The organism is Sphingomonas sp. GM_Shp_1, assembly GCF_026540895.1.
Taxonomy (GTDB): domain Bacteria; phylum Pseudomonadota; class Alphaproteobacteria; order Sphingomonadales; family Sphingomonadaceae; genus Sphingomonas.
Genome location: NZ_JALNUR010000007.1, coordinates 67,358 through 86,112, shown reverse-complemented (window position 1 = coordinate 86,112; position 18,755 = coordinate 67,358). Strand labels below are relative to the sequence as shown.

The window sequence follows — 18,755 nt, the reverse complement described above, 5'->3', positions numbered from 1 at the left end:
TCAACATCAGGAGTGACATATGTACGAACGTGCTTCTCGCACGGTCGAGGGCGTCAACGCGCCCAAGACCTTCATTCGCGGGGATGCGCTACTGCGCACCCGCAAGGTCGTGCTGAACGGCGCGGCTTTTCTCGCCGCCACGGTGCTCGGCGCGGTCACGATCGGCGGTGCCGCCTCGGCGACCAAGGCGGGTGGCAACACCGGCACCGGGACCTTCGTCCTCGACGCCGCGCCGGTGCTCGCCCTCGCCAAGATCGGCACCTACACCCTGCGCTGCATCGCGGCGGCGGCGAACGGCGGCACCTTCCGTCTGGAAGATCCCGACGGCATCCCGCTCGGCGATTTCGTCCTGCCGGGCGCGGCGGGTGGGTCGATCGCCATCGCCGAGCATATCAAGGGCACGCTGACCGACGGCGCGACCGACTTCGTCGTCGGTGACGGCTTCGACATCGCCGTGTCGGCGGCGGCCAAGGTCGGCGGGCTCGACCGCGCCAAGACGGCCGTCCGCGCCGCGACCGACGGCAGCCAAGAGCCCAGCCTGGTGCTCGCCTATGATGTCGACGCGACCGGCGGCGATGTCGAGGCGATCGTCTATGAAAGCGGCGATTTCGTCCGCGAACAGCTGATCTTTGGTGTCGGCTGGACTGCCGACGCGGCCCGCGAGGGTCTGCGCCGCCGCAACATCACGATGGGCTGACGCGGGGACTGCCCGCGCCGCCTGATCCCCGCCGCCGTTCCAGGCGGCGCAACCCCGTTTCTCCCGGAGCCTTCCCATGGCCTTTTCGCTTTACGACACCACGACGCTGGTCGGCGTTATCCGCCCGCTCGCGACCCCCGGCAACTTCCTCCGTCGCCTGTTCTTCGGCACCGCCGCGCCCATCACCTTCGATACGCCCGACATCAAGTGGGACCGCGTGTTCGAAGACCGCCGCATCTCGCCCTTCGTCAGCCCCTATTCGCCGGGCAAGCCGCGCCAGGACAAGGGTTTCCAGACCGAAACCTTCACGCCTGGCTATCAGAAGCCGCTCGATCGCGTCGATCCGAGCAAGTTCCAGAAGCGCCGCCCGGGCGAACAACTGGGCGGCGAGTTGTCCCTGGCCGATCGTCGCGACCTGATGATGGTCGACTATATGCAGTCGCACAAGAACCAGATCGAGCGCCGCGACGAGGTCATGACCGCCGAAACCGTCCTGACCGGCAAGGTCACGATGACCGGCGAGGACTATCCGACCGCGATCGTCGACTACGATCGCGCGCCGAACCTGACCAAGGCACTGACGCTGACTGCGCGCTGGGGCGAGGCCGGCGTTTCGCCCGTCGCCAATCTCGAGGCATGGCTGGACGAGGGATCGACCGCCGCCGGTGCGGCCTACAGCCACGTTATCTTCGACAAGAGGGCGTGGGGTCTGTTCGTCGCCGATCCGGACTTCAAGACCAAGGTCGATACCACGCTGGGCCAGGCCAACAACTCGGTGCAGCTGGGCTTCACCCCGGGCGCGCCCGGCTCGCCCATCTTCAAGGGGCGGATCGGGACCGTCGAGCTCTACGTCTACAACGACTTCTATGAGGACGTCGACGGTACGACCAAGTGGCTGATCCCGGACTTCACCGTCATCCTCGGCGCACCCGCCGCCTATGAGGGAACGCCGACCTATGGCGCGATCCTGGATCCCGAGGCAGGCTATGTGCCCGTCGAGTGGTTCCCCAAGAACTGGATTTCGCAGAACCCCGCCGCCGAATGGGTGATGACGCAGACGTCGCGCCTGCTCGTGCCCAAGCGAGTCAACGCCACCATGGCTGTCGGCGTCCGGCGCTAACCGCGCAACCACCCTCCCAACTGTCCCACCGGCGCCGTCGATGCGGCGCCGGTCATGGAGTATTTCCTCATGGCTGCTACCACCAAGGCCGCGCGCGGCGCGGCGAAGCCCTCGCTTGCGACGATCGCCACCGCGATCACCAAGAACATCCTCGGCGCCGAGCTCGCCAAGCCGAAGACCGTTAAGCTGCCGCGCGCCGTTGCGGAAATTCACGTCTCCCCCGACGACGTGATCCCCGCCGGTACCGTCATTACCGACGAGATCGCCGAACTGGCGGGGCTCGACAGCGACGGCATCGATGCGCTCGAGGCGGGCGGCTATGTCGACTTTGTCGAGGTCTATGCTCAGCTGGGCGACGTCGAAGACGCCGACCCGACGCCGGCGGCCTGATCCCATGGCGATCGACTTCCTCGCGGATCTCGATGTGTTCTTCGACCCCGATGTTTTCGGGGAAGCGATCGCCTATACCGCCCCCGGCGCGCTGGCCCCGGTCGATGCGGTGATCATCGATGATCGGACCGTCGTCGCATTGCCGATGGGCGATACGCAGGTTCTAGCCGACTCCCACATCGTTCATTTCCCCAAGACGTCGACCAATCCCGTCCCCGCCCAGGGCGGGCAAATCCTGATCGTGAAGACGGGCGAGCATTTCATCATCATGGCCGAGCCCCGCCCGTCTCGTGACGGCGCGGTCTATGCCTGTGAAGTCGAGCCGGATCATGCTCCGCCCGCGCCTCAAGGCTCCTGACTTCGGCGAGGCCACGGCCGGTCTGGAAGACGAGATTGCCGGGTTCCTGACCGATGCGATGCGCGACACTACCGACGAGGTGAAGGAGGCGTTTCGCAATCAGGTCCGCGCCGCCGGTCTTGGTGAACGCCTGCCGAACGCCATCCGTGGCGTGACCTATCCGAACCGCGCCGGGCGGCGCAGCCTCGAGCCGACCGGTTGGATCTATGCCCAGCCATCGAAAGACGGGCGCGGCGCTGCCGCGATCATCGAGAGTTATGCCAACGGCCGCATGATCTATGCGCGGGGCGGCCGGAAATTCCTGGCGGTGCCGACCGACGACTGTCCCCGCAAGCGCAGCGGCAACGCGCTGACGCCGGAGGAGGTCGAGGCCAAATTCGGCCGCAAGCTGCAATTCATCAGCCCGAACGACAAGGGCTTCAAGACACCGTCCATCCGCCACAAGGCGGTCGGCTATCTCGTGCTCAAGGGGCTGGTGATCCGTAAGGCCTCCGGCCGGTGGCGCAACGCATCCGAGCGTGAGCGCGCGGGCAACACCCGCAACCCGCGCCCGGTGCAGGCGGTCATCATGTTCAGCCTCGTGCGCAACGTGAAGAAGCCCAAGTCTGTGGATCTCGCCGTTCCTGCCGCTCTCGCCGAGCAGCGTTTCGAGCCCAACCTCAACGCCCGCTGGAGATAAGCCGGATGAGAAAGCGTCTCGCTGTCCTCGCCGCCGCCAAGGCCATGGTCCAGGCTGCGCTACCCGCTGCGGACATCCGTGGCATGGACAATGACGAGGCGAAGCCGATCCGGGTCGGGGCGCAGGGGCTGGGCATCGTCCGGTCCGGCGATCCGGGGACGCCGGAGATCGACCTTTCGCCGCCGACCTGGTGGTGGGAGCACCGCATACCGATCGAACTCGCGGGTTATGAGGTTGCCGGCAAGACCAGCCAGCAGGCCCTGGATGAGATGATCGCTGCCATCGATGCGCGACGCCGCGCCGATCCGACGCTCGGCGGCCTCTGCATCTATCTCGACGCCGAACCGCCGACCGATGGCGAAACCGAAACCGTAGGCACCACGGTCCTCGGCTGGGCCGACTTCGCCCTCGTCGCCTCCTATTCGACCGATAGCCCGCTGGGCTGACCTTTTTTTAACCCCGCCACCACCTGGAGAAAGCCCATGGGCCGTCCGCTCGGCATTAACATGGTCATGAACGCCGTCGCCGAGACGTCGTATGGCCAGACCCCCGCCACCAACTTTTTCAAGCTGCCGCTCGTCAGTCATTCGATGGGCGAGGAACAGGCGCTGATCGAAGACGATCAGCTTGGGACGGGCCGCGAAGGTCTCGACCCGGTCTATGACGTCGTCACCAACGATGGTGATATCGTCGTGCCGGTCGACCTGCGCGCGTTCGGCTTCTGGCTCCGTCAGACCTTCGGCCCCCCGACGACCACCGGCCCGGTCAACGGCAAGTACACCCATGTTTTCACCTCGGGCGCGTCGTCGCTGCCGTCGACGTCGGTCGAGATGGGCAACCCGGATGAGCCTGCTTGGTCGACGAACTATGGCGCGGTCGTCAACACGCTGAAAATCTCGCTGTCCCGATCGGGCATGCTGAATGCCACGATCTCGCTGATTGCGCAGGGCGAGACGGACCCGGTCACCGTGTCGATCGCGGGCGTCGCGACGCTGCTGCGCGGTCCGCGCTTCGCCCAGGCAGTCGGCAACATCACGGTCGAGGGCGCGACCGCCGCCGATATCGTGTCGGCCGACCTGTCGTTCAGCAACAACCTGGACAAGGTCGAGGTGATCCGATCCGATGGCCGGATTGCTGGCGTCGACCCCGGCAAGGCGATGACCAGCGGGTCGCTCACGGGGCGCGGGCCGCGCGGCATCCTGTTCACCAAGGCGCGCGCCAAGCTGCCCGCCGGTGTCAGCTTCGGATGGACCCAGGACGGCGGCAGTCTCGTCTTTTCGCTGCCCCGCGTCTTCCTGCCCAAGCCCAAGCGGCAGGTGACCGGCCCGAAGGGCATCCAGGCGACTTTCAACTATCAGGCATCGGGTGCGAACGGCGCGCAGCTGACCACCACGCTCGTCAACGACGTCGCGTCCTACGCCTGACCCCGAGGAGACAGAGCATGGCAAACCAATTCCCCGCGGCGCTGGTCGCCGCTGTCACCGCGATCGCGGCGGGCGAAACGTCCGACGAGGTCCTGCGCAATATCCGCGTGGTCGACGCTGCGACCGGCGAGGAGATCATCCGCGTCATCAGCGCTGACACCGTGGCGGGCACCGTCACACGCTTCGTCGTCGAGGATGGCAACCTCGTGCGCGAAGACAATGCGTTCGCCACCGTGACGGAGGAGCGGGCGATCCGCATCGAGTGGATCGTGCCCCCCGAGGCCTCCGATGACGCCGAGCCGTCGGTTGCCGGCGATCCGGCGGCCCAGGATGAGGGCCGGGCCTGATGTGGGCACTCGCCAAGCCTGAGCCGGTGACCAAGGAATTGATCCCCGCGCGCGGGGATCATCCGGCGGTCACCGCCACCTTCAATCCCCAGCCATCGCCCTTGTCGCTGCGAGCCGCGCGCCGTGCCGTCGCCGAGGTCCTTCGCGCCGACCCGACCGCAGTTGAACGAGCCGGTGACGCCTTCACCGCGGCGATTATCCGCTACAACCTGCTCAGCTGGACCGGTATCGTCGGTCAGCAGGGCGAGGTGATCGAGCCCACGCATGACGTCGAGATCCGCGACGACGAGGATCGGTTCGTCGAGGTTCGGCCGGGCACCATCTCGGCCTTCATCGCCGAGCCACGCCTGTTCGAGGCGGCCGATCGCGAATATGTCCTGCCCTGGACGCAGCTGGACGCGGAAAAAAACGGCTATGCGCCCTCGCCGAATGGCACTTCGGAGGGGGCGATGCCGGAAACCGATACTGTCATCTCTCCTGCGACGCCGGAAAGCTCGGGCGATGTGACGAGTGCCCCTACCGCGAGCACGAAGCCCAAACGGAAGCAGGCGAAGCCGTCTGGCAAGTAATCACCGGGATCGGGTCGCAGATTCGGCCCGCTGTCATCCCCACGCCTGAAGGGTTCACGACCCGACCGCTCGGGCTCGATTTCGGCGCGATCATGATGATGGGCGCGGCGCGCGGCGTCGATACCGCCATGCTGGCCGAGATCCTGCCCCGGATCGAGGGGGCTGTGCTCAATCCGCCCGACCCCGACGCTTACGAAGAGGAGACCGACGATGGCGATGCGTAGCGTTGGTTTCCAGCTTCGAACGGACGGCAAAGCGGAGCTCAAGAACGACTTCGCCGAGGTCCGGAAGGCCGGCCAGGATGCAATGTCCGGTGTCGCGGAAGCGGCCGAGCAGGCTGCAGACCGCGCCGGCAAGGCGGCCGAGGCCCTCACCGAGCGGCAAATCGCCAGCTATCGCAAGCAGGCGAACGCGGCAAAGCTGGCGGCGGCGGGGGCGGACATCCGCTCGTCGATCGACGCCGCTAATGCCCAGCGTGGCAACGGCGCCCAGTTCGCGACCGTCAATCTGGATCGATCGACCGGCGCGGCGCGGGAATCGGCGGCGGTCTTCGAGCGCGAATTGAAGCTGCAGGATGAGCGAGCGGCCGCCCTCCAGAAGATCCGCGCGCTGCTCGATCCTCTTGCCGTCGCCCAGCGTCGCTATGACGACGAACTGGAGACGTATGCCGACCTGCTCGCGCGCGGCGACCTGAACGAGAAAGAACACGCGGCCGCCCTGGCGATTTCGCGCGACCGCCTGAACGCCGCCGCAAAGTCGCTCGATGCCCATAGCAATTCGCTGGGGCTGAACCGGATGCAGTTCATCGTCGGCGCAGCGGCGGCGCGCAACTTCATGGACAGCGTACTGGCGGGGGCCAGCCCCATGCGCGCATTCATGCAGCAGGCGGGCGACGTCGTCACCGTCATGCAGTCCGATGACGGTGGCGTTGCGGGCGCGCTGTCCAAGGTGCGCAACCTTCTTACCCCGACGCGCCTGGCACTCGGCGCGACCACCGCCGCTGTCGCGCTCGCGGCCAGTGCCTGGTACGACTATTCGTCGGCGGTCGACAAAATGAACGCCGTGTCGATGGGGTCGGGCCGGATGCTCGGCCTTTCCGGCGCGGCGCTGGAGGCGAACGCCGAAGCCGCAGCCAAAGCCGGCGATATGTCGGTGGCCGCCGCGCGCGAGATCGAACTGTCGTTCGTCGAAACCGGCAAGATCACGGGCGGTGTGCTGGTCGGGCTGACCGCCCTGACCAAGGATTTCGCGGCGGCGACCGGGCAGGACGCGAAGGGTGCCGCATCGCAGCTGGCCGCTGCGTTCGCCGACCCCATCAAGGGCGCGGAGGATCTCGCGACGCGCTACGGCGTCATCAACCAGTCGACCGCCGACTATATCCAGAAGCTCGTCGAGCAGAACGACATGACAGGCGCGCAGCGCGCGCTGCTCGATGCGCTCGGCCCCGCATTCAAGGGCGCCGCCGACAACGCCAACTTCCTCAAGCGGGCCTGGGACGGGATCGCCGATTCCGCGTCCAATGCCTGGACCTGGATGGGCAAGGCGATCGACCGCGCCGTCACGGGTGGGACACTGCAGGATCGCATCGCCGACCTCCAGAAGCAGCGGACGCTCGGGCCATCGGTCGGCCAGATGCTGTTGGGCACGACCACGGCATCGTTCCAGGCCGATATCGACCGTCAGATCGCCGGTCTGCGCATGCAGATGACCGCGGAGGCCCGCCGCGCCGATCAGGCTCGCGCCAATGCCGCCCAGGCAGGCGGCCAGCAGCTGGTCGACCAGTTTACCGGGGCGGATCAGCTGAGCGGCTATCGCGCCAATGCGGGCCGCTTGCGCGCGGCGCTGAACACCGGCGTCTCCGGCGAACAGCGCCAGCAGCTGACCACGACGCTCGACGCCTACAGCCACGCAATCGACACCTTCATGCCCAAGCAGGAGAAGGCCAACCAACTGGCGGCGATCGACGCCAGGATCGCCGCGGCGAAGTCGCCCGCCGCCAAGGCCGCACTGGCGTCCGAGCGCGCGCGGATCGAGATGTCGGGCGAGGTCGTGACCCGCGCCCAGGTCGAAGCGCAGGCCCTGGCCCAGGGCAACCGCGCCCGCACCCAAGCCGCGAATAGCGGCGCGGGCCATGCCGCCACGCTCGCACGCGAAGCGGAATCGATGGAAGTCAGCGCCCGCGCCGCGCTCGATGTCGCTGACGCCTATCTCAAGAGCAGCGCGGCCGGGGTCGAGGCGGAAGCCCGGCGCAAGGCCGCCACCGATGCGACCCGCAAGGGCATCGATGTCGACGCGCAGGTTCGCCGCCAACTCAACCTGCAAGTGTCCGAAGGCGTCGCGAACAGTGCCAAGACGATTGCGGGTCTTCGGGAGGAGACGGCGGCCCGCCGCGCGGCGAACGACAATGTCGCGGCAGGCAAGATCACCGCCGCGCAGTTGAACCAGACCCTTGCCGACGAGGCCGCGTTGCGCCCGCTGATCGCCATGCAGGTGATCGCCCAGGCACAGGGCCAGACCAAAGCCTATGAGGAGATCACGCGCGCCATCGCCGCCTATCGCCAGGCGCTCGCCGATGCCCATGCCGAGGAGGCGCGCAGCGCTGGCGCCGCAGCGGTCGACGCGACGAAGCAACGGACTGCCGAGACGGTTGCGTCCATTCTGGACCTCAGCAAGTCGCCGCTGCAGCAGGCTATGGAGGCGGCGCGCCGGGCGGCGAACAAGGAAGCCGACGACAAGCGATATACCGACGCCGATCGTGCCGCGCTGGTCGAGGCGCGGGTCGCCGATGCCCGTGCCAACAATGCCCAGGCGATGGCGCGCTACATCCTCGACGCCAGTCGATCGCAGGCCGACCAGCTGGAATTGTCGCAGCGTGAGCTCGAGCTCGCCGGGGTCAGCGACCAGGTCCGCGCCCGCGAACTGGAGAAGTTGCGCGTCCAGCAGCAGATACGACGTCAGTTCCCGGATATGGAACAGCAGGACATCGACGCCCGCATGCGCGGCATCGATACCCAGGACGCGATCAACACCAAGCTGAAGGTGACGGCGGCGGCGATGAACGAACTGCGCGGCTACGGCGCGGAGTTCGTGGACAATGTCCTGTCACCCCAGGCTTGGTCGGACTGGGAGACGCTGGGCAAGACCGCCACGAACAGCATCCGTAACGAGTTCATCAAGCTCGCGCTGCTCAACCCGTTGAAGAACCTGATCAACGGCAACAGCGACCTGCCGACGCTCGGTTCGGTATTCGGGAACATCAGCAAGCTGTTCGGCGGAGCCTCGGTGATGCGCCCGGATGTCGACCTCGGAAACTGGAGCGAGATCGACCCGACGAAGATCGGCCGCAACGCATCGGGCACCGCCCGTTGGTCCGGCGGACTGACCTGGGTGAACGAGAACGGCGGCGAGATCGCGGACCTCCCTGACGGCACGCGCATCTATCCGGCGGCGGAGACCCGGCGCATGCTGTCGGGCAACGACAATGGCCCGGCGCCGTCCTTCAATTTCGACCTTCGTGGCGCCGTCCTGACGCAGGACCTGCTCGAGCAGATGAACGCGATCGGTGCCGGCGCGGCGATGCGTGGCGCGGCCGGCGGCGCGGCCATGGCCGGTCGCAACGCCAGCCGAAGCGCTCGCCGACGCCTGCCGGGGACCTGATCTATGGCCGTCGAACTCCCTCAGCCGCGCTTGCCCCAGGTGGCGGTGCCCAAGCTGCTCGATTGGGGCTCGGATCAGAAAGCCCCCATGGGCGGCGGCTATCAGCGCCTGAACCGGCTGGGCAATCGGTTCGCCCTCGACATCACCTATCCCCGCCTCAAGCCCGAGCCCGATGGTCGCATCCTCATCGCCCGCCTGCGGCGCGCGAAAACAGAGGGGGCGCTGTTCCCCGTGCCCCAGCCCGGCCTCGATATCGGCAACCCCGGCAATCCGGTCGTCAACGGGGCCAATCAGGCGGGCAATGTGCTGGTGCTGCGCGGCTTCACCGGCGGCTATGTCCTGCGGGAGGGGCAGTTCTTCTCCATCATCCATGGCGGCCGGCGCTACCTTCACAATGCCGCGGGCGATTTCGTCGCGTCTGCTGGCGGGCTGCTGACCATCACCCTGGACCCTATGCTTCGGATCGAGACCGTCGACGGCTCGGTTGTCGAGGTTGCCAAGCCGTACATTGAGGGCATCGTTTCCGGCGCGAGCGTCGATATCGAGCAGACGATCGCCAAGTCGAAGATTCCCACCATCACCATCACGGAGCGTTTTTGATGACCGCGCTCACCCCCGCACTCGACGCCGAACTGCGGAAGGATTCCCCGACCGTCTTCGGTGCGGTGAAGATCATGCTGCCCGACGGCACGATACGGCTGATCGACGGATCGGGTGTCCTCCGCTTCGGCGGCGAGACCTATGTCGGCGAAGACCCCACCTATGGCGTCATTTCCGACGTCGAAAATCTGACCGATGGCGTCGGCGATAGCGCGCCCGCGATCGGACTGACCCTGTTACCCGCAGGCGATGCGGCGGCGGCGGCGCTGGCCGCCCCATCTATGCAGGGCGCCCCGGTCGATATCTATGTTGGGGCCGTCAACCCGGCGACCGGCGGCGTCATCCCCGATCCGCACCTCATCTTTGCGGGCGAGGTCGACGTGCCCACGCTTGATGCGGGCGAGCAGGGGCGCACCGTCGAGTACGAAGTGACCAGCGTTTTCGAGCGCCTGTTCGAGGATGACGAGAGCGCCCGGCTGTCCGCCGGGCACCATCGCAGCATTTTCCCGAATGAGGCGGGCATGGATTTCGTCACCGGTGTCGCCGAGACGGTCTATTGGGGCGTGCCGGGCGTGCAGGGAGCGGTGCAGACCTTCAGTGGCGGCGGGGCAGGCTATGGCGGCGGCGGTGGCCGGATGGTCGAGCAATGACCGACGATCCATTCATCCGCCGCACGCGCGCCGCCCAGGCGACGCTCGATCAGTGGTCGGCCCGGCCGATGCGGCTCGGCACCTCGGATTGCGTTCGCATGACCGCGGCTCACCTCCGCCGCCTCGGTCATAAGGTGAAGCTGCCCGCATCAGGAGCATACCGCACCACTCGGAGCGCCCTTAAGGCGCTGGAGGAACGCGGCTATACCAGCCTTGCCGACGCGCTTGATGCCATGGAGTTGGAACGCATCGCCCCGGCCGAGGCGATCGTCGGTGATGTCCTGATGTTGCCCGCCGAAGACAAGCTGGGGGCGCTGGTGGTAGCACTGGGTAATGGTCGGGTGGTGGGATACCATTCCGACGCCGTCGGTGCAGCCGTCCTGCAGCCGGTGGAGTACATTGCCGCGTGGCGAGCCTTCTGACGGTCACCTATCATCCGATCCCATAGCTCGTTCTATCCGTTCCAATCTCTGATCCAGGGCGCAAAAATAGCGTAAGATAATACCCCAAAAGAGCAGGGACCCACCGACGGAGAAGCAAAGAGCGGCGACCGCCGCTGCCGAATTGTAGGGCGTGGATGCAACGGCGGCGAACAGGCCGAAGGCCAGAAGCACAAGGCCCGTTACTCGCTGCCAATGGCCGCTTGGGATTTTCACATCATTGATCCTTGGCTTGCGGGGCACATGGCTCGACTATCGTTGACGGCAGCCATGATTTGACGCGTGTGCTTTCCCCGGACCTGTGAAGGTCGACCCTGGCCGCCGCCGATCCGGCGGAGACGCCGCCTGCCATCCAAACAATCATGACGTCATCTGGTCGATCCGGCTGACGGTAAACCTGAGGTGGAGAAAGCTGCCTAACAAGGCATCGCTCGATGTCCTCCAGGCGCGCTGAAGCAAGATATTCCGCCTCCGGTTTCCGCCCTTCGAATTTCCCAATCTGACTGCTGCTGACCAGCAGCGTCGCGATCATCAACATTCTCGTCTCTCCAGACGGGCACTTTCGGGAGCCCCGCCATGAGTAACGTACTCAAGACGGCTGCCATTGTCGTGGGCGCTGTTGCGCTCGTCGCGACAGGCATCGGTGCAGCAGGCACGGCGGGCCTTCTCGGCACAGCTATCGCCGGTGGCGGCTCGATCGCTGGCATTGCCACAGCGGGTGCGTTGACTACCCTGGGGACGATCGCATCTGCAGCGGCCGGCGCTCTTTCTCTTGCGGCTGGCCTGACTGCCAAAAAACCGACCGCTGACGCGACGGGATCACAGACCAGTTTCTCGGCCGACCCGGATGCCGGCGTCCCGCTCGCGATAGGTCGAACAGGAACGGCGGGCGACATCGTCATGCGTCGTGGCTGGGACACGCGCGACGCGGGCGACAATGACCGCCAGGCGTTCGCCGCGGTGCTATCACTCGGCCCGATCGCCGCGATCGAGGGGCAGACCGTCGACCGTGTGCCGGTAGCGTACAGCGACACCGGCGCCGCGATCGGCGCGTTCGCGGGCTTCATGTGGTCGATGACCCAGCTTGGCGCGTTGGCGTCGCCGGCACTGGCATTCGGCGCTGGCGCCGGGACGCCGCCGGGCGTGGGCGCCGACTTCAAGCTGTCAGGCAAGGCGGCGGCGACCTGGACGCTGCGCTTCGACACGAAGGCCAAGCTGTATCAGAACGGCGTGCCCGCCCCCATGTGGACGGTGCGCGGCGCGCTGGCCTACGACCCGACGAAGGACTCGACCTATCCGGGCGGCAACGGTCCGCACCGCATGGCCGACCCTGCCGATACCGCAGCCTATGACGCCGCCATGGCGACGTGGGAGTGGACGGAAAACCCCTATCTGCTCGGCCTGCGCTGGGCGCATGGCTATTGGCAGCGCGACGTCAGCAACCCGAACAGCACCTATCAGCGCGTGATGGGCATGGGCTCGCCTTGGCGGCTGATCGACGTCGCCGCATTCGTCGAGGGCCGGAACATCGCCGCCGCCAATGGCTGGACCTGTGGCGGGATGATCTATTCCCGCGACGAGAAGTGGGCGACGATGAAGAAGATCCTGCAGGCCGGGATGGGCGAGCCCATGCCCCTTGGCGCGCGGATCAGCTGCCTCGTGAACGCGCCGAAGGTGTCGCTCGCGACCGTGACAATTCAGGACGTCATTGGCCAGGCGCGGGTGGCGACCACCCAGCCGCGTCGCAACCGCATCAATACCGTCACGCCGCGATACCGGCTGGAGGAGAACAACTGGCAATTCCTGCCCGGATCGCCGATCAGCATTGCCGAGCACATCGCCGAGGACGGCGGCAAGCGGTCGAAGGTGCTCGACTATCCGTTCATCCAGAACACGAAGCAGATCGGCACGGCGGTCCGCTATGACATCGAGAACTCGCGCGAGTTCGGCCCGATCACGCTGCCCCTCAAGCTGTTCTGGATGGGGTACAAGCCGGGCGATTGCGTCACCGCCGACCTGCCTGAGGTGGGCCTGAACCGGCAACCCATTCTCCTGCTCAACCGCGACCTCGATCCGGCGGGCGGCGTGACGACCTTCACCGCTCGCAGCGAGACGAATGCCAAGCATGCCTTCGCGCTCGGCCAAGCTGCGACCCCACCCCCGACGCCTGGCGTTACCGGACCGCCCCTCGTGCCCGTTCCTGCCGTCGACGCCTGGGCGATCAGCGCGACCAGCCTGATCTCCCAGGCGCAGACGGTTCCAGCATTGGTGGTGACCGGTTCGGTTGACGCGAGCACCGGCGATGCGGTGGTCATCGAGTATCGACCTTTCGTTTCGGGCCAGGCGCCGAACGTTGGATGGACCTCGGCGGGCATCTGGTCGGTCGGCGCCAGCCGCGTCGAGATCACGAGCGTTCGCAGCGGTGCCCCCTATGAGGTGTCGGTATCGTATCAGCGCAACGGCGTGACCGGCGGGCGACGCATCCTCGGGCCGGTGGTCACCTCCGGGGTGGCGGTCGACTACGGCGCTGTCGTTGGCCCAAATCGACCTGAAAACGGCGCGACGGTCGGGGCACCGGCGGGAACGACGATCGGCGGAGTCCGCCAGCCGGACGGCAGTTATGTCGGAGGGAAACTGGCCGCGCAGATCCTCACCGACATTCTGACTAATGCCGGAAACACGGCGGACCTGGGCGCCAATATCGGTGCCTACAAACTGTTGATCGATGGGCTGGCGCGCGCGCCGGATGGCAGGTCGCTGGTGGAGATGGTCGACCAGATCGGCATCAAAACCGAACAGAACGACTTGTTCATCAAGAACCTCCAGCGCCTCGATCCCGCCACCGGCACGGCCTTGGCGATGTGGTCGGTGGGGGCGAACGGCGTTGTCAGTGCGATTTCCCAGCTTGCGGGACCGGCGGGCAGCGTCGTCGGCATCTACAGCGATGTCTTCGTCCTCTGGGACCGCAATGGCGGCGGCCAGCCGATCGAGGTCTTCCGATATGCGGGCGGCAAGCTTCGCATGTACGACGTCGAGGTCGACACGCTGAAGGCCAAGTCGATCGATACGCCAGCGCTGGCCGACTATGCGATCCGGCGCAGCTACACCGCCGAGCTGGCGAGCAACGTGGCGCTCCCCGGCAGCGACGGCGGGCGGGTGCGCTATCTGACGCTGGGCGTCACCAAGCAGCGCGCAGACAGCAGCATCCGCCTGGAGTGCAACATGGCACCTCGCCCAGGCCGGGACTATGCGGGCTACTTCGTCTTCGGGCGGACCACCGATGGCGTGGACACCGTCATGGACACCAAATGGTATTGGGTCGCGTCCTGCGTTATCAACGGTTTCCGTTCCGTGCGGAGTCCCTTTTACTATGGCCGCGCCTTTGCCGGGCTACCGGTCGGCGCGCACAGCTTCTGGATTGATTTCGTCGCCTATGGCGGCGGCAACGACCAGGGCTTCATGGAAGCCGGCTCAAACTTCTACGTCGAAGAAATAAAGGTCTGACATGGTCCTGATCGTGATCTTTGGGCCGGACGGCACGCGCCTGCGCAAGGTCCTCTGTCCTCGCGAAGATATCGCGGCCCAGCTCGCCCCCGGTGAAACCTATGAAGAGATGGACCCGCTGGTCGACGGCTTCGGCACGGTGGAGCCGGAGTGATGGAGCCCGAGCTTTCGGCCCAGATCGTCAGCTTCATCGCGCGGGCGAACGACACGCTCCAGGACGTGCACGACTGGTCGACCGGCACGGCGACCGGCGGGCCGGGCGAGGATGGCTTCTACCCGATCCGCAATCTGTCGGGGCAGTCCAACCTTGCCTTGTCACCGGCGGGCGTCGCGGCCCGGATGCCGACCGGCCAGCCGTTCGACTGGCTGTTCGACTGCTACGGCCCGCGCGAAATGGTGCGCGTCGCCACCGGCCTGTCACCGCTGCGTGCGCCGCGCGCGTTGATTGTGACGGAGGTTCGGGCGTTCGCCATCGCCCCCGATCTGTCGCCCGCGCAAACCCTTGGCATCCGGCTCAATGTCCTGGTGAACGGCGGCTCGATCCTGTCGTCGCCGCTGCGCATCCTTCCCGGTCAGCTATCGAGCAAGGCGGACGGCACACCCCAACCGGTCATTGCCACGCCGCGCATTCCCGACGACGCTCCCGTCACCATCGAGGTCGAGGCGGCGGGCTCGGGCGCGCAGGGCCTGATGGTCTATCTGAAGGGCAACCACGAGTGATCCTCCAGAACCGAAAGGCGCGCATTCCGCTGCGCGCCAACTTCGTCACGGGCGACTATCAGGCGAACAACGCCTCGTTCACGTCCGTCATGTCGATGAAGGAAATCGCGATCTCGGGGCCGGGCGGCGTGTCGGCGGCATTGTCCGGCGCGTTGTATATCGCCCCGGCCGGGCAACCCCGGATCATTCCCGGCTTCGGTTTCCTGCGCGAACCGGCGGCCACGAACATGGTGTCCATGCGCAACGCCGCGCCGGTGTCGACCGCGGGGTGGACGCTTCTCAACAGCCGACCGAGCGGCGCGTCGGCGGCCCTTGTCGATGATACCGACAGCCTCCGGTTTGCCCGCACGCCTGACGGCAGCGAGTATATTTTCAAGGCGTTGCTGGATAGCGGCGACATGAACGGCAATGTCGTCGAGTTCTACAATCCCAGCACGACGACCGACTTTGCCATTCCGTTCTTCAGCGCCGGGGCGGGCGCGCAGGTGGCATCGAGCGTCTACGCCAAATGCATCACCGGGGCCTGCTATCTGACCGTCACGGGTGGCGGTGGTTCGACGCCTGACTATTTTGGCGGACAGTGGGCGCGGATAGGTCGCGTGCATACGGCGACGACCACGGGTGGACAGGGCCGCCTTGTGGTGCGGGCGGGTGGCCGGGTCCGCGTCATCCTCGCCCAAGTCGAAACGGACGTCATCACGAGCCCCATCATCACGCTCGGCCAGCCCGCCGGGCGTGGCGACGACTTTCTGGAGGTGCGCGGGCGCAACCTGTTCGATCGGCCGCATACGATCGTCGTCGAGGCGGAGATCGCGGCGCAGAACAATATCGAGCGCACGTTCATGCAGCTGGGCAACGCGACCGGCAAGGTGATGACGGTCGCGCGAACCACCGACCATGCCCTGACCGGCACGCAATGGAACAGCGCGAAGCGGCCTTGCGTGCCCCGGCTCTATGGACCGGGCAAAGTCCGCATCGCGCACCGGATCAGCACGCGCGGACACACGGTTGCGGCGGCAGGCCTAGCCGCCCATGCGCCGTTCCTGGAGCCGCCCGCCCAGCTCGATCGCCTGGCCGTTGGGGCCAGACTGGACGGGTCGCTGCCCATGTCCGGGTGGATACGCTCGATCGAGATCCTGGACGAGATCAGCGACGACGATCTTGAGGCGCTGGTCGCGAACGACAACGATGCTTTCCTGGGCGAAACCCGCCGGTACGTCAGCCCGACGGGTGACGACAGCAACGACGGACGGACGCCGCAAACCGCGTGGAAGACGCTCGCCAAGGCGGCGGACGGATCGCAGTTTTGGCCGGGCACCCATTTCTTTCTGGAACGGGGCGGATCGTGGTCGGAGACGCTGCGGCCCGGCAACCGCTGCACATACCGAGCATATGGCAACGGGGCCGCGCCCAAGGTCGGCACCGGCCAGTTGTTCGCCCTGGATGAGAACAGTGCCAGCGACTTCCGGGTTATGGGCCTCCACCTGACCGGCGCGACGCAGCGCGGCGTCAACGCCTATGGCGGCTACGGCATCATGCTCGTCGACTGCGAGGTGTCGGGCAACGGCTCGCGTACCGACAACAATTCGATCGGCATCGCGATCCGCGGCAATACCCGCAAAGCCGAGTCGGTGCTCGTGTCAGTGCCGTCCGGGGTTCAGGTCCAGTCCTACGCTATCACCGAAGCGGTGTTGACTGGCATAGTCCGGATCGAATGCACGACCGGCGGTACCGGGTCGGCGACCCGCTGGCGCGTGCGGCGGCCCGACGGGACGTTGCTGGCCGGTACCGCCAGTGGCGGCGTGGCCTTCGATCAGAATGGCATCGCGTTCACCCTGACCGGCACGGCGTCGGTGGGCGACGTGATCGAGATCCGGAACAAGCCCTTCAGCGAGATCCCGCTCCCTACGTCCGCGCTGGCCGAAGACGTGTGGATCGAGCGTTGCAACGTCCACGACAATATCGGTAAGGCGGCAGGCGACGCCATCTACATCGAGGGCATCGGCGGAATCATCGCCGTCATCGGCTGCAACATTCCGCCGCCCGAAGGTGTGCAAGCCGACTGTATCCAGATCGGCCGCGCCAGCGCGCTCTACGTGCGTCGTCCGGCCCATGCGATCGTCCGCAATAACCGCGTCGCGGCCTATACTGGCGGCGGCAAGGGCGCGATCGTGGTCAGGTCGGAAACATGCCTGATCGAAGGCAACCATGTGCGCGGGCACAATTTCTGCATCGCCGTCATGGCGAGCGGCATCATCCGCTGGAACTACTGCGAAAACGCCGATCTCTATAACTACTCCTGGGGGATCGGGCCGGGCGAGGATAACGATGTCATGGATCAGCAGATCTATGGCAACACCATCGTCGGCTGTCGTCGTGGCGTGTCGATCTCCGGCAACGGCAACTCCACCATGACGCTGGATGGCCGGGTGCCGCGCCAGCAATATCGCTCGCGCATCGCCGTCAACGACAACGACATTCGCGATGCGGATGCGGCCATCTTCGTCGACCGCGCGACCAGCGGGCGCATCCAGTTCAACCGCGCCAGCAACGTCACGACGCTGATCGATCGCCGAACCCAGGCGCTGCCGCCTGGCGAGACCGAACTGCGCATCAACTACAACATCGCTGCCTGAGGAAATGACCATGGATGGCAAATGGCTTGCGGCCGACGAGGCCGCGAAATGACCGCGCTCGGGCACATCATAAGCACGGCCGCCATATGGTGGCTGATGCTGACCGGCGCACGCTTCGGGGTCGCAAGCGTTCAATGGCTGGGGCCCGCGCGCCGGGCGCTGTGGCAGTTGATTCGGTGCCGGGAACCAGGCCGGGCGCAATGCCGCGCGGAATTCCGCGCCACGATCGAGCGGCTTCACGTCGACCTGCGCGACGCCATGACAGCGCCATGGTCTGCATCGCTGCTGTTCGTGGGATCGGCTCTAATCGGGTTCGGCTTCACCTTCGGATGCGCGGGCGACCTAGCGAAGCTCATCTCTCGCTCGCCCGCCACGTGGCAGACCTTCGACATCGTGACCGACTGCATCGCGGCGGCAATGGCCGTGACCGGCATGGCCTTCGTCCAGGCGGTCACCGCTACGCATCGCACCGTCAGCCTCATGGTGTCGATCGGGCTCGTAATCACGGGGTTGGGAATAGGGGTGGTGACGCTGTGAAAGAGTGGCAGCACTATGGCATCGGGGTCTTTGCCGTTGCGGCGGGGCAGTGGCTTCGCATCGGCCAGAAGATCGAGGCCAAGCAGCCCGTATCCTGGCGTGATATCGCCGTCCTCATTTCGCTGTTGCCCGCGTTCGGTGCGATCGGCGGCGCGGCGGCACAACATTTCGGCTGGCCGCTATGGGCCTATCTGACGGTATCCATTTCCTCCGGGTGGCTGGGGTTCGGCGCGATGAAGTTCGTGCTCGGTGCTGCCCGGGCGATCATTGGAACGGTCGCTGGCATGGCGACTGCCAAGGATAAGCCGGACACCTGACCAAGTCGCCTCGCCCCGTTGCTGACCAGGCGAGGCGACCTGCTGTCCGCCCGGGCAATGCCGGGCACTCAGTTGATAGAAATCAATATTGTCAGAATTGCGATGCAGGG

Annotated in this window: 21 protein-coding genes; 20 read left to right on the top strand and 1 reads right to left on the bottom strand. The window is 66.3% G+C overall.

Going from position 1 to position 18,755, the window contains the following annotated elements:
• The first annotated feature begins 19 nt into the window (after nt 1-19).
• The 14 genes from OXQ33_RS06025 (at nt 20) to OXQ33_RS05960 (ending at nt 10,913) form a co-directional block, all read left to right on the top strand.
• Nucleotides 20-697, top strand: coding sequence for a head decoration protein (locus OXQ33_RS06025; protein ID WP_267433790.1), 678 nt, complete (start codon nt 20-22; stop codon nt 695-697).
• A 76-nt stretch (nt 698-773) separates the two neighbouring features.
• On the top strand, nt 774-1,817 hold the full coding sequence (locus OXQ33_RS06020; RefSeq protein WP_267433789.1) for a major capsid protein: 1,044 nt from the start codon (nt 774-776) through the stop codon (nt 1,815-1,817).
• Nucleotides 1,818-1,886: 69 nt separating this feature from the next.
• The gene (locus OXQ33_RS06015; protein ID WP_267433788.1) at nt 1,887-2,207 is read left to right on the top strand and encodes a hypothetical protein; all 321 of its coding nucleotides are present in this window, start codon (nt 1,887-1,889) and stop codon (nt 2,205-2,207) included.
• A gap of 4 nt (nt 2,208-2,211) precedes the next feature.
• Nucleotides 2,212-2,565: a hypothetical protein gene (locus OXQ33_RS06010; RefSeq protein ID WP_267433787.1), complete on the top strand. Its 354-nt coding sequence runs from the start codon at nt 2,212-2,214 to the stop codon at nt 2,563-2,565.
• The gene (locus tag OXQ33_RS06005; RefSeq protein ID WP_267433786.1) at nt 2,537-3,244 is read left to right on the top strand and encodes a DUF6441 family protein; all 708 of its coding nucleotides are present in this window, start codon (nt 2,537-2,539) and stop codon (nt 3,242-3,244) included. The genes OXQ33_RS06010 and OXQ33_RS06005 overlap by 29 nt, the downstream gene beginning before the upstream one ends.
• A gap of 5 nt (nt 3,245-3,249) precedes the next feature.
• The gene (locus OXQ33_RS06000) at nt 3,250-3,690 is read left to right on the top strand and encodes a hypothetical protein (RefSeq protein ID WP_267433785.1); all 441 of its coding nucleotides are present in this window, start codon (nt 3,250-3,252) and stop codon (nt 3,688-3,690) included.
• Nucleotides 3,691-3,756: 66 nt separating this feature from the next.
• Complete coding sequence (locus OXQ33_RS05995; RefSeq protein WP_267433784.1) at nt 3,757-4,668, top strand: phage tail tube protein; 912 nt, start codon at nt 3,757-3,759, stop codon at nt 4,666-4,668.
• Between the two features lie 17 nt (nt 4,669-4,685).
• A complete protein-coding gene (locus OXQ33_RS05990) occupies nt 4,686-5,015 on the top strand; it encodes a hypothetical protein (protein ID WP_267433783.1) in 330 nt (109 codons plus the stop codon).
• The gene (locus OXQ33_RS05985) at nt 5,015-5,584 is read left to right on the top strand and encodes a hypothetical protein (RefSeq protein WP_267433782.1); all 570 of its coding nucleotides are present in this window, start codon (nt 5,015-5,017) and stop codon (nt 5,582-5,584) included. Before OXQ33_RS05990 ends, OXQ33_RS05985 begins: the two co-directional genes overlap by 1 nt.
• Before the next feature lie 92 nt (nt 5,585-5,676).
• Complete coding sequence (locus OXQ33_RS05980) at nt 5,677-5,808, top strand: hypothetical protein (RefSeq protein WP_267433781.1); 132 nt, start codon at nt 5,677-5,679, stop codon at nt 5,806-5,808.
• 82 nt (nt 5,809-5,890) lie between these two features.
• On the top strand, nt 5,891-9,241 hold the full coding sequence (locus OXQ33_RS05975) for a phage tail length tape measure family protein (RefSeq protein WP_267433780.1): 3,351 nt from the start codon (nt 5,891-5,893) through the stop codon (nt 9,239-9,241).
• Between the two features lie 3 nt (nt 9,242-9,244).
• Complete coding sequence (locus tag OXQ33_RS05970; RefSeq protein WP_267433779.1) at nt 9,245-9,841, top strand: hypothetical protein; 597 nt, start codon at nt 9,245-9,247, stop codon at nt 9,839-9,841.
• Nucleotides 9,841-10,491, top strand: coding sequence for a hypothetical protein (locus tag OXQ33_RS05965; RefSeq protein WP_267433778.1), 651 nt, complete (start codon nt 9,841-9,843; stop codon nt 10,489-10,491). Before OXQ33_RS05970 ends, OXQ33_RS05965 begins: the two co-directional genes overlap by 1 nt.
• Nucleotides 10,488-10,913: a hypothetical protein gene (locus OXQ33_RS05960; protein ID WP_267433777.1), complete on the top strand. Its 426-nt coding sequence runs from the start codon at nt 10,488-10,490 to the stop codon at nt 10,911-10,913. Before OXQ33_RS05965 ends, OXQ33_RS05960 begins: the two co-directional genes overlap by 4 nt.
• Before the next feature lie 235 nt (nt 10,914-11,148).
• On the opposite strand, the gene OXQ33_RS05955 is transcribed toward OXQ33_RS05960, so the two are convergent.
• The gene (locus OXQ33_RS05955) at nt 11,149-11,469 is read right to left on the bottom strand and encodes a hypothetical protein (protein ID WP_267433776.1); all 321 of its coding nucleotides are present in this window, start codon (nt 11,467-11,469) and stop codon (nt 11,149-11,151) included.
• A 38-nt stretch (nt 11,470-11,507) separates the two neighbouring features.
• Here OXQ33_RS05955 and OXQ33_RS05950 point away from each other — a divergent pair, with 38 nt between their 5' ends.
• Genes OXQ33_RS05950 through OXQ33_RS05925 form a run of 6 tightly spaced genes read left to right on the top strand, consistent with a single transcriptional unit; the run spans nt 11,508 to nt 18,645 of the window.
• Entirely contained in the window at nt 11,508-14,435 is a 2,928-nt protein-coding gene (locus OXQ33_RS05950) for a hypothetical protein (RefSeq protein WP_267433775.1), read from the top strand.
• A gap of 1 nt (nt 14,436) precedes the next feature.
• Nucleotides 14,437-14,589, top strand: a complete 153-nt coding sequence (locus OXQ33_RS05945) for a hypothetical protein (RefSeq protein ID WP_267433774.1) — start codon at nt 14,437-14,439, stop codon at nt 14,587-14,589.
• A complete protein-coding gene (locus tag OXQ33_RS05940; RefSeq protein WP_267433773.1) occupies nt 14,589-15,155 on the top strand; it encodes a hypothetical protein in 567 nt (188 codons plus the stop codon). The genes OXQ33_RS05945 and OXQ33_RS05940 overlap by 1 nt, the downstream gene beginning before the upstream one ends.
• Nucleotides 15,152-17,791, top strand: coding sequence for a hypothetical protein (locus tag OXQ33_RS05935; RefSeq protein WP_267433772.1), 2,640 nt, complete (start codon nt 15,152-15,154; stop codon nt 17,789-17,791). The genes OXQ33_RS05940 and OXQ33_RS05935 overlap by 4 nt, the downstream gene beginning before the upstream one ends.
• A 48-nt stretch (nt 17,792-17,839) precedes the next feature.
• Nucleotides 17,840-18,328 carry a hypothetical protein gene (locus tag OXQ33_RS05930; RefSeq protein ID WP_267433771.1) on the top strand — a complete coding sequence of 163 codons (489 nt, stop codon included), beginning with the start codon at nt 17,840-17,842 and terminating at the stop codon, nt 18,326-18,328.
• Nucleotides 18,325-18,645: a hypothetical protein gene (locus OXQ33_RS05925; RefSeq protein WP_267433770.1), complete on the top strand. Its 321-nt coding sequence runs from the start codon at nt 18,325-18,327 to the stop codon at nt 18,643-18,645. Before OXQ33_RS05930 ends, OXQ33_RS05925 begins: the two co-directional genes overlap by 4 nt.
• The last annotated feature ends 110 nt before the right edge of the window (nt 18,646-18,755 follow it).

What these genes read in the sequence shown, in the direction of transcription:
- OXQ33_RS06025 (WP_267433790.1), top strand. Translation starts at nt 20, where the DNA reads ATGTACGAACGTGCTTCTCGCACGGTCGAGGGCGTCAACGCGCCCAAG.
- OXQ33_RS06020 (WP_267433789.1), top strand. Translation starts at nt 774, where the DNA reads ATGGCCTTTTCGCTTTACGACACCACGACGCTGGTCGGCGTTATCCGC.
- OXQ33_RS06015 (WP_267433788.1), top strand. Translation starts at nt 1,887, where the DNA reads ATGGCTGCTACCACCAAGGCCGCGCGCGGCGCGGCGAAGCCCTCGCTT.
- OXQ33_RS06010 (WP_267433787.1), top strand. Translation starts at nt 2,212, where the DNA reads ATGGCGATCGACTTCCTCGCGGATCTCGATGTGTTCTTCGACCCCGAT.
- OXQ33_RS06005 (WP_267433786.1), top strand. Translation starts at nt 2,537, where the DNA reads ATGCTCCGCCCGCGCCTCAAGGCTCCTGACTTCGGCGAGGCCACGGCC.
- OXQ33_RS06000 (WP_267433785.1), top strand. Translation starts at nt 3,250, where the DNA reads ATGAGAAAGCGTCTCGCTGTCCTCGCCGCCGCCAAGGCCATGGTCCAG.
- OXQ33_RS05995 (WP_267433784.1), top strand. Translation starts at nt 3,757, where the DNA reads ATGAACGCCGTCGCCGAGACGTCGTATGGCCAGACCCCCGCCACCAAC.
- OXQ33_RS05990 (WP_267433783.1), top strand. Translation starts at nt 4,686, where the DNA reads ATGGCAAACCAATTCCCCGCGGCGCTGGTCGCCGCTGTCACCGCGATC.
- OXQ33_RS05985 (WP_267433782.1), top strand. Translation starts at nt 5,015, where the DNA reads ATGTGGGCACTCGCCAAGCCTGAGCCGGTGACCAAGGAATTGATCCCC.
- OXQ33_RS05980 (WP_267433781.1), top strand. Translation starts at nt 5,677, where the DNA reads ATGATGATGGGCGCGGCGCGCGGCGTCGATACCGCCATGCTGGCCGAG.
- OXQ33_RS05975 (WP_267433780.1), top strand. Translation starts at nt 5,891, where the DNA reads ATGTCCGGTGTCGCGGAAGCGGCCGAGCAGGCTGCAGACCGCGCCGGC.
- OXQ33_RS05970 (WP_267433779.1), top strand. Translation starts at nt 9,245, where the DNA reads ATGGCCGTCGAACTCCCTCAGCCGCGCTTGCCCCAGGTGGCGGTGCCC.
- OXQ33_RS05965 (WP_267433778.1), top strand. Translation starts at nt 9,841, where the DNA reads ATGACCGCGCTCACCCCCGCACTCGACGCCGAACTGCGGAAGGATTCC.
- OXQ33_RS05960 (WP_267433777.1), top strand. Translation starts at nt 10,488, where the DNA reads ATGACCGACGATCCATTCATCCGCCGCACGCGCGCCGCCCAGGCGACG.
- OXQ33_RS05955 (WP_267433776.1), bottom strand. Translation starts at nt 11,469, where the DNA reads ATGTTGATGATCGCGACGCTGCTGGTCAGCAGCAGTCAGATTGGGAAA.
- OXQ33_RS05950 (WP_267433775.1), top strand. Translation starts at nt 11,508, where the DNA reads ATGAGTAACGTACTCAAGACGGCTGCCATTGTCGTGGGCGCTGTTGCG.
- OXQ33_RS05945 (WP_267433774.1), top strand. Translation starts at nt 14,437, where the DNA reads ATGGTCCTGATCGTGATCTTTGGGCCGGACGGCACGCGCCTGCGCAAG.
- OXQ33_RS05940 (WP_267433773.1), top strand. Translation starts at nt 14,589, where the DNA reads ATGGAGCCCGAGCTTTCGGCCCAGATCGTCAGCTTCATCGCGCGGGCG.
- OXQ33_RS05930 (WP_267433771.1), top strand. Translation starts at nt 17,840, where the DNA reads ATGACCGCGCTCGGGCACATCATAAGCACGGCCGCCATATGGTGGCTG.